Below are 14,377 nucleotides of genomic sequence, written 5' to 3'. Positions count from 1 at the left end.
CGAACCGGTGCGCACCGTGCGCACCGAACCGGAGCCGGCCGCGCCGTGGCCGCCGGGCCGTCTCGGGCCGTCACGCGGCCGGCGGGCTCGCCCGCCTGTGGGAGGATGGACGACATGCTCCGTTGGCTCACCGCCGGAGAGTCCCACGGCCCTGAGCTCGTGGCGATCCTCGAGGGTCTCCCCGCCGGCACCCCCGTCTCACTCGACGCGATCCGCGACGATCTCGCGCGCCGCAAGCTCGGCTACGGCCGGGGTGCGCGCATGAAGTTCGAGCAGGACGAACTGGCGATCTCGGGCGGGGTGCGCCACGGGGTGAGCCTCGGCAGCCCGATCGCGCTGCGCGTCGGCAACACCGAGTGGCCCAAGTGGCAGCAGGTGATGAGCCCCGAGCCCGTCGACCCCGACTCGCTGGGTCGCGGCCGCGGCGCCCCGCTCACCCGGCCCCGACCGGGTCACGCCGACCTCGTGGGCATGCAGAAGTACGGCTTCGACGAGGCGCGGCCGGTGCTCGAGCGCGCGAGCGCCCGCGAGACCGCCGCCCGGGTCGCGCTCGGCGCGGTCGCGAAGGCGTTCCTCGCCGAACTCGGCATCCGCACGGTGGCGCACACGCTGTCGATCGGGCCCGTCCGCGTGCCCGACGGCGCGCCGCTGCCCGTGCCCGACGACGTCGACCGGCTCGACGCCGACCCGCTGCGCTGCTTCGACCCGGCGACGAGCGAGCTGATGGTCGCCGAGGTCGACGCCGCCCACAAGGACGGCGACACCCTCGGCGGTGTCGTCGAGGTGCTCGTGTACGGCGTGCCCCCGGGGCTCGGCTCGTACACGCACTGGGATCGCCGTCTCGACGGCCGGCTCGCCGGCGCGCTCATGGGCATCCAGGCGATCAAGGGCGTCGAGGTGGGCGACGGGTTCGAGACGACCCGGCGCCGCGGCTCGGTCGCGCACGACGAACTGCATCTGGCCGACGGGCGCATCGTGCGCGGCTCCGACCGCGCGGGCGGCACCGAGGGCGGCATGTCGACGGGCACCGTGCTGCGCGTGCGCGCCGGGATGAAGCCGATCGCGACGGTTCCGCACGCGCTGCCGACCGTCGACGTCGCGACCGGCGAGCCGGCCCCGGCGCACCATCAGCGTTCCGACGTCTGCGCGGTTCCGGCCGCCGGCGTGGTCGCCGAGGCGATGGTCGCGCTCGTCGTGGCCGACGCGGTGCTCGAGAAGTTCGGCGGCGACTCGGTCGCCGAGACGCGCCGCAACCTCACCACCTACCTCGCCGCGATCCCCGAGTCGCTCGCGACCGCCGGCACCGCCGACGCGGCGGTCGTCGGCCTGGCCTGACGTGGCGCGGCTGAGCCTGCCGGTCGTGCTCATCGGCCCGATGGGCGCCGGCAAGACCCGGGTCGGCATGCGGCTCGCCGCATCGGCCGGCGCGCCGTTCATCGACACCGATGCGCGCATCGTCGAACGGCACGGCACGATCCCCGACATCTTCGCCGAGCGCGGCGAACCGGGGTTCCGCGAGCTCGAGCGCGAGGTCGTCGCCGAGGCGCTGCACGAAGACGCGGTCGTCTCGCTCGGCGGCGGCGCCGTGCTCGACCCCGGCACCCGTCGTGATCTCGCCGAGCTTCCCGTGGTCTGGCTGCGGGTCACGCCGCAGGCGGTGGCCTCGCGGCTGGCGGGCGGCGGGCGCCCGCTGCTCGTCGACGGCGGCATCGACGCCTGGCGACGCATCAACACCGAGCGCGAACCGGTCTACGCCTCGCTCGCCGACCTCACGATCGACACCTCGCGCCGCTCGGTCGCGCGGATCGTCGCCGACATCACCGGGCGATTCGGAGTGCACGAATGAGCGACGAGCAGACGACCGGCGACGACCTGACGACCATCCGGGTGGGCGCCGACGACGGTTACGACGTCGTGATCGGCCGCGGCGTGCTGGCCGGGCTCGCCGACGCCCTCGGGGCGTCGGTGCGCAAGGTGCTGCTCGTGCACCCGCCGACGCTCGGCGCCCGCGCGGCCGAGCTCCGCGAGTCGATGGTCGACCGGTACGAGGTGCTGCTCGCCGAGATCCCCGACGCCGAGTCGGGCAAGCGCGTCGAGGTGGCGGCGTTCTGCTGGCAGATCCTCGGCCAGGCCGACTTCACCCGCACCGACGCGATCGTCGGCTTCGGCGGGGGCGCGGTGACCGATATCGCCGGGTTCGTCGCGGCGACCTGGTTGCGCGGCGTGCGCATCGTGCAGGTGCCCACCACCGTGCTCGGCATGGTCGACGCGGCCGTCGGCGGCAAGACCGGCATCAACACGAACGAGGGCAAGAACCTGGTCGGCGCGTTCTGGCCGCCCGCGGCGGTGCTGTGCGACCTCGACCTGCTCGACACGCTGCCGAAGAACGAGATCCTGGCCGGGTTCGCCGAGGTCGTGAAGGCCGGATTCATCCGGTACCCCGAGATCCTCGACCTCGTCGAGGCCGACCCCGACCGGGCGACGGACCCCGCGACGCCCGAGTTCCGCCGCTGCATCGAGCTCGCGATCCGCATGAAGGCGGAGGTCGTCTCCGAGGACTTCCGCGAGGCGGGCCTGCGCGAGATCCTGAACTACGGGCACACGCTCGGCCACGCGGTCGAGCACGCCGAGCGGTACCAGTGGCGGCACGGCGCGGCGGTCGCGGTCGGCCTGGCGTTCGCCGCCGAACTGGGGCGGCTGAGCGGGCGGCTGAGCGACGAGGTCGCCGACCGGCACAAGCGCGTGCTCGACCTGCTGAGCCTGCCGACGAGTTACCCGGCCGGCCGGTGGAACACGCTGCTGGCCACCATGCAGCGCGACAAGAAGGCGCGCGCCGGCCAGCTGCGGTTCATCGTGCTCGACGATCTCGCCAAGCCGACGGTCATGCATGCGCCCGACCAGTCGCTGCTCTTCGCCGCGTACCAGGAGATCGCGTCGTGAGCGCGGCGGGCGGCGCAGCATCCGACCTCGACCGGATGCCTCGCGGCTAGGCTGTGGCCGTGACGCAGACGATCCTCGTGCTGAACGGACCGAACCTCGGCCGGCTCGGCACCCGCGAGCCCGAGGTGTACGGGTCCGAGACCCTCGCCGACATCGGAGCGCAGCTCGAGGCATCCGCACCCGACCTGACGATCGACCTGCGCCAGACCGACGACGAGGCCGAGCTCATCTCGTGGATCCACGAGGCCGTCGACCGGAAGCTGCCCGTGGTGCTGAACCCGGCCGCGTTCACGCACTACAGCTACGCGCTGCGCGACGCCGCCGCCCAGCTGAAGCAGGCGGGCGTGCCGCTCGTCGAGGTGCACCTGTCGAACCCGCACACGCGCGAGACGTTCCGGCACACGAGCGTCATCTCGGGCGTCGCGACCGGGGTGATCGCCGGGTTCGGCGCCGAGTCGTACCGTCTGGCGGTCGACTGGATCCAGCGCTCGCTCGGCTGAGTCGACTACACTCGATCAGTCGCACGCCGTTCGGCGTGCCCGCAGACTTCCCCAACCGATCGGAGTGATCCCTCCATGGCATCGACCGCAGACATCAAGAACGGCGTCGTCCTCAGCATCGACGGCCAGCTCTGGAGCGTCATCGAGTTCCAGCACGTCAAGCCCGGCAAGGGCGGCGCGTTCGTGCGCACCAAGCTGAAGAACGTCGTCACCGGCAAGGTGGTCGACCGCACGTACAACGCCGGTGCGAAGGTCGACATCGAGAACGTCGACCGTCGCGACTTCACCTACCTGTACAACGACGGCGAGAACTTCGTCTTCATGGACGCGGTCGACTACGACCAGATCAACGTGCCCGCCGCCACGGTCGGCGACGCCGCGAACTTCATGCTCGAGAACCAGGCCGTCACGATCGCCCTGAACAACGGCAACCCGCTCTACGTCGACCTGCCCGCGTCCGTCGTGCTCGAGATCACCTACACCGAGCCGGGCCTGCAGGGCGACCGCTCGACCGGCGGCACCAAGCCCGCCACGGTCGAGACCGGCTACGAGATCCAGGTGCCGCTGTTCCTCGAGACCGGCACGAAGGTCAAGGTCGACACCCGCACGGGCGACTACCTCGGCCGCGTGAACGACTAGTGAGCGCTCGGACCAAGGCGCGCAAACGCGCACTCGACCTGCTGTACTCGGCCGACATGCGCCGGGTCCCGGTCGAACAGCTGCTCGCGGTCGAGGCCGAGCGTGCGGTGAACGAGCCCGAACGCCAGGCGTCCTGGCTGTACGCGCGCGAGATCATCGACGGCATCGTCGACCACCACGACGAGATCGACGAGCTGATCACCACGCACTCGCGCGGGTGGACGCTCGAGCGCATGCCCGCGGTCGACCGGGCCCTGCTGCGCATCGGCGTCTGGGAGATCGTCTGGAACGACGAGGTCCCCGATCCGGTCGCGATCTCCGAGGCCGTGGAGGCGGCCACGGTGCTCTCGACGGATGACTCGGCCGGCTTCGTGAACGGACTGCTCGCCGCCGTCTCGCACGCGAAGGGCTGAACCGCACCGCACCGCGCCCGAACGCGTCGAGGGCCCGCACGATCCGATCGTGCGGGCCTTCGTGCTGCCCGGGCCCGGCGGGACCCGGGCCGTGTCATCGAGATCCTCCGCCGCCGGCGCCCGTGCGTCCTCCGGCACCCGTGCGTCCGCCGGCGCCCGTGCGTCCTCCGCCGCGGCGCCGCTGGTAGGCTGGTCGGGAACGACAACCTTGAAGACCGTCCGGTGAGGCGGAGAAGGGAGTCTGCATTTGGCACGCGTCGTGCTCGGTCAGGCTGACATCCAGCGGGCGTTGACCCGCATCTCGCACGAGATCCTCGAGTCCAACAAGGGCGGGTCCGATCTCGTCATCCTCGGGATCCCCACCAGGGGCGTGGCACTCGCCCGCCGCATCGCGGAGACCATCGCACGCATCGAGCCCGGGGCATCCGCGCCGGCCGGTTCGCTCGACGTGACGATGTACCGCGACGACCTCGCCCGCACCCGCACGCGCACCCCCGCACCGACCGAGGTGCCCGACGACGGCATCGACGGCAAGACGGTGGTGCTCGTCGACGACGTGCTCTACTCGGGCCGCACCATCCGCGCCGCCTTCGACGCGCTGAACGACCTCGGCCGCGCCCGTGCGGTGCGACTCGCCGTGCTCGTCGACCGCGGGCACCGGGAGTTCCCGATCCGCGCCGACTTCGTCGGCAAGAACCTGCCCAGCTCGAAGACCGAGCGCATCTCGGTGCGGCTCGTCGAGACCGACGGCGAGGACGCCGTGGTCATCGAGGGGGCCGACGACTGATGCGCCACCTGCTGTCGACCCGCGACCTCTCCCGCGACCAGGCGATCGAGCTGCTCGACATCGCCGAGGACATGGCCCGCGTGCACGAGCGCGAGGTCAAGAAGCTGCCGACGCTGCGCGGCAAGACCGTCGTCAACCTGTTCTTCGAGGACTCGACACGCACCCGCATCTCGTTCGAAGCCGCCGCGAAGCGGCTGAGCGCCGACGTCATCAACTTCAGCGCCAAGGGCTCGAGCGTCTCGAAGGGCGAGAGCCTGAAGGACACCGCGCAGACCCTCGCCGCGATCGGCGCCGACGGCGTCGTCATCCGCCACGGCGCGTCGGGCGCGCCCCAGGTGCTCGCGCACAGCGGATGGATCGACGCAGGCGTGATCAACGCCGGCGACGGCACGCACGAGCACCCCACGCAGGCGCTGCTCGACGCCTTCACGCTGCGCCGGCGCATCCACGGGCCGGGCGCGTCGCGCGGACGCGACCTCGACGGGGTGCGCGTCGTCATCGTCGGCGACGTGCTGCACTCCCGGGTCGCCCGATCGAACGTGTGGCTGCTCGACACGCTCGGCGCGACCGTCGACCTCGTCGCCCCGCCCACGCTGCTGCCGGTCGACACGAGCGCCTGGCCGGCGCGCATCGGCTACGACCTCGACGAGGCCGTCGACTCGGCCCCCGACGCGGTCATGATGCTGCGCATCCAGCAGGAGCGCATGCACGGCGGGTTCTTCCCGAACAGCCGCGAGTACGCCCGCGCGTGGGGCCTCGACGACGAGCGATTCCGCCGTCTACCGGCCGATACGATGGTCATGCACCCCGGCCCGATGAATCGCGGCCTCGAGATCTCTGCCGCCGCCGCCGACTCCGCGCAGTCGAGCGTGCTCGAGCAGGTTGCGAATGGAGTCTCCGTGAGAATGGCCGCCCTCTACCTGCTGCTCGCCGGTGAGGAGGACGCCCGATGACCGCGCCCGCCTACCTCATCACGGGCGCCGCGCTCGCCGACGGCTCGCGCACCGACCTCCTCCTCGAGGGCGGCGTCATCGCCGAGATCGGTTCGGGCCTGAGCTCCGCGGATGCCACGCGCATCGACGCCGACGGGCTCATCGCGCTGCCCGGGCTCGTCGACCTGCACACGCACCTGCGCGAGCCCGGCTACGAGCAGAGCGAGACGGTGCTCACCGGCACCCGGGCCGCCGCCGCCGGCGGCTACACCGCGGTGTTCGCGATGGCGAACACGTCGCCGGTCGCCGACACCGCCGGCGTCGTCGAGCAGGAGCTCGCGCTCGGCGAGGCCGCCGGCTACGCCACCGTGCAGCCGATCGGCGCCGTCACCGTCGGTCTCGCGGGCGAACGGCTCGCCGAGCTCGGCGCCATGGCCCGCTCGCGCGCCCAGGTGCGGGTGTTCAGCGACGACGGCTTCTGCGTGCACGACCCGCTGCTCATGCGGCGCGCGCTCGAGTACGTGAAGGCGTTCGACGGCGTCATCGCCCAGCACGCGCAGGAGCCGCGGCTCACCGAGGGCGCCCAGATGAACGAGGGCGCGCTGTCGGGCGAGCTCGGGCTCGCCGGATGGCCCGCGGTCGCCGAGGAGGCGATCATCGCGCGCGACGTGCTGCTCGCCGAGCACGTCGGCAGCCGCCTGCACGTGTGCCATGTCTCGACCGCGGGCAGCGTCGAGGTGATCCGCTGGGCGAAGGCCCGCGGCATCCAGGTCACCGCAGAAGTGACCCCGCACCACCTGCTGCTCACCGAGGACCTGGTGGCGGGCTACGACTCCCGCTTCAAGGTGAACCCGCCGCTGCGCAGCCGCGATGACGTCGAGGCGGTGCGGGAGGCGCTCGCCGACGGCACCATCGACATCGTCGCGACCGACCACGCGCCGCACCCGGTCGAGGCGAAGGAGGTCGAGTGGGCCGCCGCCGCGAACGGCATGGTCGGGCTCGAGTCCGCGCTGTCGGTCGTGCAGCACGCGATGGTCGACACCGGCCTGCTGAGCTGGTCCGACGTCGCCCGCGTGATGAGCGAGACGCCGGCCCGTATCGGCCGCCTCACCGGGCACGGCACGCCGCTCGAGGTCGGTGCGCCGGCCGAGCTGACCCTCGTCGACCCGACCGCGAGCCGCGAGTTCGCCGCCGGCGACCTGGTCGGCCGCAGCGTGAACTCGCCGTACCTCGGACGCACCCTGCCCGGGCGGGTCGTCGCGACGATCCACCGCGGCCGGGCCACCGTGCTCGACGGGGCGGTCAGGTCCGTCGACGAGGTCGCCTCGAGGGGCGGCGAGCGCTGATGGGCTACTGGATCGGCGCCGCGCTGGCGGTCGTCGTGATCGGCGCGGCCGGATGGCTGATGATCAGGTCGTGGCGGCGGCGCAGCGAACGCGACGCGGCGCTGTCGGCCTATCCGGTGCCGACGTCGCTCGGCGCGGCCGCCATCGACTGCGAGGTGCTGTACGTCGCCACCACCCCCGAGGGCCGGCCCCTCGAACGGCTCGCGCTGCCGGGGCTCGCGTTCCGCGGCTCCGGGCGCGTCGAGGTCGCCCCCGAGGGCGTCGTGCTGCGCATCGCGGGCGAGCTGCCCGGGTTCCTGCCCGCCGACCGCATCGCCGGCGCCGCCCGCGCCACGTGGGCCATCGACCGCGGGGTCGAGCCCGAGGGGCTCGTGGCGATCACCTGGATCGCGAACGAGACCGAACCCGCGCCGACCCCGACCAGGGTCGACAGCTACCTCCGCGCCCGGTACCCGGGCGACGCGGCCGGCATCATCGCGGCCGTCACCGACATCGCCGCTGCGCCGGAACCCCGGCCGGCGGACACGCACGAGAGCGAGGCATCCGAATGACCGCACCCACCGGCCCGGCCAGCGAACCGGCCGTGCTCGTCCTCGAGGACGGCACCCGCTACGACGGGCGAGCCTACGGCGCGCTGGGCCGCACCCTCGGCGAGGCCGTCTTCGCGACCGGCATGACCGGCTACCAGGAGACGCTCACCGACCCGTCCTACGCGGGCCAGATCGTGCTCATGACCGCCCCGCACATCGGCAACACGGGCATGAACGACGACGACATGGAATCGGCTCGGATCTGGGTCGCCGGGTTCGTGGTGCGCGACCCGGCGCGGGTGGTGTCGAACTTCCGCGCGCAGCGGTCGCTCGACGACGACCTCGCCGCGGCCGGCATCGTCGGCATCTCGGGCATCGACACCCGCGCCGTGACCCGCCACATCCGCTCGGCGGGCGCGATGCGCGCCGGGATCTTCTCGGGTGCGGACGCCGCGCTCACCCCCGGCGAGCAGCTCGACCTGGTGCTCGGCGGCGCCGAGATGGCCGGGCAGAACCTGTCGGGCACCGTCTCGACGCAGGAGCCGTACACGCTGCCCGCCGTCGGCGACCGGATCGGCTCGGTCGCAGTGCTCGACCTGGGCGTGAAGACCTCGACCCTGAACTACCTCGCCGAGCGCGGCTTCGACGTGCACGTGCTGCCGCAGTCGGTGACCGCCGAGGAGGTCCTCGCCCTGAAGCCCGACGCGCTGTTCTACTCGAACGGGCCCGGCGACCCCGGAGCATCCGACCGGCACGTCGAACTGCTGCGCACCTCGCTGCGAGCCGGCCTGCCCTACTTCGGCATCTGCTTCGGCAACCAGCTGCTCGGCCGCGCGCTCGGCTATCCGACGTACAAGCTGCCGTTCGGGCACCGCGGCATCAACCAGCCGGTGCTCGACGTCGCGACCGGCCGCGTCGAGATCACCGCGCACAACCACGGGTTCGCCGTCGACGCGCCGATCGGCGAGATCAGCGAATCGGCCGAGGGCTTCGGGCGCGTCGAGGTGAGCCACTACGACCTCAACGACAACGTCGTCGAGGGACTCAACTGCCTCGACATCCCGGCGTTCAGCGTGCAGTACCACCCCGAGTCGGCGGCCGGACCGCACGACGCGAACTACCTCTTCGATCGGTTCCGCGATCTCGTGATCGCGAACCGTTCGACAGGCTCACGGACCGAAGGAGTCCAGCAGTAATGCCCAAGCGCGACGACATCACCTCCGTCCTCGTCATCGGATCCGGCCCGATCGTGATCGGCCAGGCGGCCGAGTTCGACTACTCGGGCACCCAGGCCTGCCGTGTGCTGCGCGCCGAGGGCGTGCGGGTCATCCTGGTGAACCCGAACCCGGCCACGATCATGACCGACCCCGACTTCGCCGACGCGACCTATGTCGAGCCGATCACCCCCGAGGTGATCGAGTCGATCATCATCAAGGAGCGGCCCGACGCGGTGCTGCCGACCCTCGGCGGCCAGACCGCGCTGAACGCGGCGATCCAGCTCGAAGAGGCCGGCATCCTCGCCAAGCACGGCGTCGAGCTCATCGGCGCGAAGGTCGACGCGATCCGCAAGGGCGAGGACCGCCAGCTGTTCAAGGAGCTCGTCGTCGAGTGCGGCGCCGAGGCGGCGCGCTCGCACATCGCGCACACCATGGACGAGGTGCTCGCCGCGGCCGAGGACCTCGGGTACCCGCTCGTGGTGCGACCGTCCTTCACGATGGGCGGCCTCGGCTCGGGGTTCGCGTACGACGAGGCCGACCTGCGCCGCATCGCCGGCGCCGGGCTGCACGACTCGCCGACGACCGAGGTGCTGCTCGAGGAGTCGATCCTCGGCTGGAAGGAGTACGAGCTCGAGCTCATGCGCGACACGGCCGACAACACGGTCGTGGTCTGCTCGATCGAGAACGTCGACCCGGTGGGCGTGCACACGGGCGACTCGATCACGGTCGCCCCGGCGCTCACCCTCACCGACCGCGAGTACCAGAAGCTGCGCGACATCGGCATCGACATCATCCGCGCGGTGGGCGTGGACACCGGCGGCTGCAACATCCAGTTCGCGGTGAACCCCGAGAACGGCCGCATCATCGTCATCGAGATGAACCCGCGCGTGTCGCGCTCGTCGGCGCTCGCGTCGAAGGCGACCGGGTTCCCGATCGCGAAGATCGCCGCGAAGCTCGCGATCGGCTACCGCCTCGACGAGATCCCGAACGACATCACCCGCGTCACCCCGGCGTCGTTCGAGCCGACGCTCGACTACGTCGTCGTGAAGGTGCCGCGGTTCGCGTTCGAGAAGTTCCCCGCCGCCGACCCGACGCTGACCACCACCATGAAGTCGGTCGGCGAGGCGATGGCGATCGGCCGCAACTACACGACCGCGCTGCAGAAGGCGCTGCGCTCGCTCGAGAAGCGCGGGTCGAGCTTCCACTGGGGCGACGAGGCGCGCACCGCGGACGAGCTGCTCGAGCTGGCGAAGACCCCGACCGACGGGCGGATCGTGCTGGTGCAGCAGGCGCTGCGCAAGGGCGCGACCATCGAGCAGGCGTTCGAGGCGACGAAGATCGACCCGTGGTTCCTCGACCAGATCGTGCTGATCAACGAGGTCGCGGACCGCGTCGCGGCCGCCGAGACGCTCGACACCGACACCATCCTGCTCGCGAAGGACCACGGCTTCTCGGACGCGCAGATCGCCCAGCTCCGCGGCTTCGGCAGCGAGGCGGATGCCCGCGAGGTGCGCCACATCCTCGGCATCCGGCCGGTCTACAAGACGGTCGACACCTGCGCCGGCGAGTTCCCCGCGCTCACGCCGTACCACTACTCGAGCTACGACCTCGAGACCGAGGTCGCCCCGAGCGACCGCCGCAAGGTCGTCATCCTCGGCTCGGGTCCGAACCGCATCGGCCAGGGCGTCGAGTTCGACTACTCGTGCGTGCACGCGTCGTTCGCCCTGCACGACGCCGGGTTCGAGACGATCATGATCAACTGCAACCCCGAGACGGTCTCGACCGACTACGACACGAGCGACCGGCTCTACTTCGAGCCGCTCACGCTCGAGGACGTGCTCGAGGTCATCCACGCGGAGTCGCAGTCGGGCGAACTCGTCGGGGTCGTGGTGCAGCTCGGCGGCCAGACCGCGCTGGGGCTCGCGAAGGGCCTCGAAGCGGCCGGCGTGCCGATCCTCGGCACCACGCCCGAGGCGATCGACCTCGCCGAGGAGCGCGGGCTGTTCTCGGGGATCCTCGATCGGGCGGGGCTGCTCGCTCCGAAGAACGGCACCGCGACCGACCTGGCCGGCGCGATCCACGTCGCCGAGGGCATCGGCTACCCGGTGCTGGTGCGCCCGAGCTTCGTGCTCGGCGGACGCGGCATGGAGATCGTCTACGACACCGCGTCGCTCGCCGACTACTTCGACCGCATCGCCGATCAGGGCATCGTGGGGCCGACGCATCCGCTGCTCGTCGACCGGTTCCTCGACGACGCGATCGAGATCGACGTCGACGCCCTCTACGACGGCACCGAGCTGTACATCGGCGGCGTCATGGAGCACATCGAGGAGGCCGGCGTGCACTCGGGCGACTCGAGCTGCACGCTGCCGCCCGTGACGCTCGGACGCGACCAGGTCGACCGGGTGCGCGAGGCGACCCGCGCGATCGCGGAGGGCATCGGCGTGCGCGGTCTGCTGAACGTGCAGTTCGCGATCGGTGCGGGCGTGCTCTACGTGCTCGAGGCGAACCCGCGCGCGAGCCGCACGGTGCCGTTCGTGTCGAAGGCGCTCGGCATCCCGCTCGCCAAGGCGGCGAGCCGCATCATGGTCGGCGCGACCGTCCGCGAGCTCGTCGCGGAGGGCCTGCTGCCCGCGACGGACGGCTCGCGCATCCCGTTCGACGCGCCGGTCGCGGTGAAGGAGGCGGTGCTGCCGTTCCACCGGTTCCGCACCGCCGAGGGCACGATGGTCGACTCCGTGCTGGGCCCCGAGATGCGCTCGACGGGCGAGGTCATGGGCATCGACCGCGATTTCCCGACCGCGTTCGCGAAGAGCCAGGTCGCCGCGTACGGCGGGATGCCGCTCGGCGGCACCGTGTTCGTCTCGGTCTCCGACCGCGACAAGCGCGCGATCATCCTCCCGATCCTGCGGCTCTCGCAGGCCGGGTTCGACATCTGCGCGACCGCGGGCACGGCCGGGGTGCTGCGCCGCAACGGCATCGCGGCCGGCGAGGTCGGCAAGTTCAGCGAGAAGCCGACCGAGGACGCCGACTCGGTGGTCGAGCTCATCCACCGGGGCGAGGTCGACATCGTGGTGAACACGCCGAGCGGCCGGTCCGCGCGGGCCGACGGGTACGAGATCCGCGCCGCGGCGGTCGCCGCCGACATCCCGCTGTTCACCACCATCGCCGAGCTGAGCGCCGCGGTCGCCTCGCTGGACGCGGTGCGCGGCGGGTTCGAGGTGACGAGTCTGCAGGAGTACCAGCGTCGTCGGGAGGTGTCGGCGTGACCGATCGCATCGGATTCGGAGGGCGACTCGCGACGGCGTTCGCCGAGCGCGGGCGGCTGTGCGTCGGCATCGATCCGCACGCGGACCTGCTCGACCGGTGGGGGCTGCCCGACACGGCCGAGGGGGCCCGCGAGTTCGGGCTCCGGGTCGTGGGTGCCGTCGCCGGGCGGGCGGGCATCGTGAAGCCGCAGGTCGCGTTCTTCGAGCGGCACGGCGCCGCCGGGTACGCGGCGCTCGAGCGGGTGCTGGCCGAGGCGCGCGACGCGCGGCTCGTGATCATCGCCGACGCCAAGCGCGGCGACATCGGCACGAGCGTGGCGGCCTACGGCGAGGCCTGGCTCACCCCGGGTTCGCCGCTCGAGGCCGATGCGATGACGATCAGCGCGTACCAGGGGCTCGGTTCGATCGAGCCCGTCCGTCGGCAGGCGGAGGCGGCGGGCAAGGGCCTGCTCGTGCTCGCGGCGACGTCGAACCCCGAGGCCCGCCCGATCCAGGGCGCCGTGCTGCAGGAGTCGAGCCGTGCCGGGGCGACGGTGGCCGGGGCGATCGTGTCGGGCGTTTCCGCCTGGAACCGCGAGACGGCGGCGCCGTCGGGAATCGGGTCGATGGGCGTCGTGATCGGCGCGACGGTCGACCTGGTCGCCGCGGGCATCGAGGCGGCGGATGACTCGGGCCCGGCGCTGCCCGTGCTCGCCCCGGGATTCGGGCATCAGGGCGCAGAGCCGGCCGACTTCCGGCGCATCTTCGGTGGACTGGCCGACGGCGTGATCGTGAGCGAGTCCCGCTCGGTGCTGGCCGCCGGCCCCGACGGCATCGCCGACGAGATCCTCCGCCGTCTCGACCTCGTGGGGGCCGCACGTGGCTGAGCCCGACCGCAACCGCCCGCCCGAGGTCGACCGGGTCGCCGCGTCCCGTGCGGCGGTCGCCGCCCGGCGCGCGCGCGCCGAGGTGAAGGCCGACATCGCCGACTCCCGACGCAGCCCCCTCGATGTGCTGCGCGCCGGCCTGGAGGAGCCCGAGGGGGTCGAGGGTCGCCTGCGGGTGACCGAGTTCCTCGGCTCGATCCCGGCGATCGGGCGCACCAAGACCGAGCGCATCATGGCGGAGCTCGACATCTCCCCGTCGAAGCGCATCGGCGGCCTCGGACGCCTCCAGCGGCAGCGGCTGCGCCGCTTCACGGCCGATTGGATCGCCGCGCACGGCGGCATCGGCGACCGCCTCGTGGTGCTGGCGGGGCCTACCGCGGTCGGCAAGGGCACGGTGGCCGCGTACATCCGACACCACCACCCCGAGGTGCGGCTCTCGGTGTCGGCGACGACGCGTGCGCCGCGCCCGGGTGAGATCGAGGGCGAGCACTACTTCTTCGTCGACGACGCCGAGTTCGACCGCATGGTCGAGGCGGGCGAGCTGCTCGAGTGGGCCACCGTGCACAACGCGCACCGGTACGGCACCCCGCGCCGCCCGGTCGAACAGGCGATCGCAGCGGGCGACAGCGTGCTGCTCGAGATCGACATCCAGGGCGCGCGCTCGGTGCGCCGGGCGATGCCCGAGGCGACGCTCGTGTTCCTGCTGCCGCCGACCTGGGACGAACTGGTGCGCCGCCTGGTCGGCCGCGGCACCGAGACGCCCGCCGAACAGCAGCGCCGGCTCGAGACCGCGAAGGTCGAATTGGCGGCCGTCGACGAGTTCGATCACCGGGTCGTGAACCACGACGTCGGCGAGGCGGCCGAGAAGGTCGTAGAATTGATGAGGCCTCGTCGGGGCAGGCCGCGCCGCCCCGCCCTCTGATCTTTCCGGCGCACCG

Annotated in this window: 14 protein-coding genes; all 14 read left to right on the top strand. The window is 72.2% G+C overall.

Going from position 1 to position 14,377, the window contains the following annotated elements; genetic code table 11:
- The first annotated feature begins 114 nt into the window (after positions 1 to 114).
- Positions 115 to 1,335 (top strand): chorismate synthase, encoded by a 1,221-nt coding sequence (aroC, locus tag MTO99_RS05460; RefSeq protein ID WP_243557629.1) that lies wholly within the window; start codon positions 115 to 117, stop codon positions 1,333 to 1,335.
- Between the two features lies 1 nt (position 1,336).
- Positions 1,337 to 1,846 (top strand): shikimate kinase, encoded by a 510-nt coding sequence (locus MTO99_RS05455; RefSeq protein WP_243557628.1) that lies wholly within the window; start codon positions 1,337 to 1,339, stop codon positions 1,844 to 1,846.
- The gene (gene aroB / locus MTO99_RS05450; RefSeq protein ID WP_243557627.1) at positions 1,843 to 2,940 is read left to right on the top strand and encodes a 3-dehydroquinate synthase; all 1,098 of its coding nucleotides are present in this window, start codon (positions 1,843 to 1,845) and stop codon (positions 2,938 to 2,940) included. Before MTO99_RS05455 ends, aroB begins: the two co-directional genes overlap by 4 nt.
- Positions 2,941 to 2,999: 59 nt before the next feature.
- Entirely contained in the window at positions 3,000 to 3,440 is a 441-nt protein-coding gene (locus tag MTO99_RS05445) for a type II 3-dehydroquinate dehydratase (protein WP_243557626.1), read from the top strand.
- Between the two features lie 75 nt (positions 3,441 to 3,515).
- Positions 3,516 to 4,079 (top strand): elongation factor P, encoded by a 564-nt coding sequence (gene efp / locus MTO99_RS05440; protein ID WP_243557625.1) that lies wholly within the window; start codon positions 3,516 to 3,518, stop codon positions 4,077 to 4,079.
- On the top strand, positions 4,079 to 4,492 hold the full coding sequence (nusB, locus tag MTO99_RS05435; protein WP_243557624.1) for a transcription antitermination factor NusB: 414 nt from the start codon (positions 4,079 to 4,081) through the stop codon (positions 4,490 to 4,492). The genes efp and nusB overlap by 1 nt, the downstream gene beginning before the upstream one ends.
- Before the next feature lie 247 nt (positions 4,493 to 4,739).
- On the top strand, positions 4,740 to 5,279 hold the full coding sequence (pyrR, locus tag MTO99_RS05430; RefSeq protein WP_290428399.1) for a bifunctional pyr operon transcriptional regulator/uracil phosphoribosyltransferase PyrR: 540 nt from the start codon (positions 4,740 to 4,742) through the stop codon (positions 5,277 to 5,279).
- The gene (locus MTO99_RS05425; RefSeq protein WP_243557623.1) at positions 5,279 to 6,232 is read left to right on the top strand and encodes an aspartate carbamoyltransferase catalytic subunit; all 954 of its coding nucleotides are present in this window, start codon (positions 5,279 to 5,281) and stop codon (positions 6,230 to 6,232) included. The genes pyrR and MTO99_RS05425 overlap by 1 nt, the downstream gene beginning before the upstream one ends.
- Complete coding sequence (locus tag MTO99_RS05420) at positions 6,229 to 7,557, top strand: dihydroorotase (RefSeq protein WP_243557622.1); 1,329 nt, start codon at positions 6,229 to 6,231, stop codon at positions 7,555 to 7,557. Before MTO99_RS05425 ends, MTO99_RS05420 begins: the two co-directional genes overlap by 4 nt.
- A complete protein-coding gene (locus tag MTO99_RS05415; protein WP_243557621.1) occupies positions 7,557 to 8,108 on the top strand; it encodes a PH-like domain-containing protein in 552 nt (183 codons plus the stop codon). The genes MTO99_RS05420 and MTO99_RS05415 overlap by 1 nt, the downstream gene beginning before the upstream one ends.
- The gene (gene carA / locus MTO99_RS05410) at positions 8,105 to 9,283 is read left to right on the top strand and encodes a glutamine-hydrolyzing carbamoyl-phosphate synthase small subunit (protein WP_243557620.1); all 1,179 of its coding nucleotides are present in this window, start codon (positions 8,105 to 8,107) and stop codon (positions 9,281 to 9,283) included. Before MTO99_RS05415 ends, carA begins: the two co-directional genes overlap by 4 nt.
- Entirely contained in the window at positions 9,283 to 12,573 is a 3,291-nt protein-coding gene (gene carB, locus MTO99_RS05405; RefSeq protein ID WP_243557619.1) for a carbamoyl-phosphate synthase large subunit, read from the top strand. The genes carA and carB overlap by 1 nt, the downstream gene beginning before the upstream one ends.
- Positions 12,570 to 13,439 carry an orotidine-5'-phosphate decarboxylase gene (gene pyrF / locus MTO99_RS05400; protein WP_243557618.1) on the top strand — a complete coding sequence of 290 codons (870 nt, stop codon included), beginning with the start codon at positions 12,570 to 12,572 and terminating at the stop codon, positions 13,437 to 13,439. Before carB ends, pyrF begins: the two co-directional genes overlap by 4 nt.
- Positions 13,432 to 14,361, top strand: coding sequence for a guanylate kinase (gene gmk / locus MTO99_RS05395; protein ID WP_243557617.1), 930 nt, complete (start codon positions 13,432 to 13,434; stop codon positions 14,359 to 14,361). Before pyrF ends, gmk begins: the two co-directional genes overlap by 8 nt.
- The last annotated feature ends 16 nt before the right edge of the window (positions 14,362 to 14,377 follow it).

This window comes from Agromyces larvae (assembly GCF_022811705.1).
In the GTDB taxonomy this organism is placed as follows: domain Bacteria; phylum Actinomycetota; class Actinomycetes; order Actinomycetales; family Microbacteriaceae; genus Agromyces; species Agromyces larvae.
The sequence above is the reverse complement of the archived record's forward strand: the minus strand, read 5'-3'. Positions and strand labels throughout refer to the sequence as shown.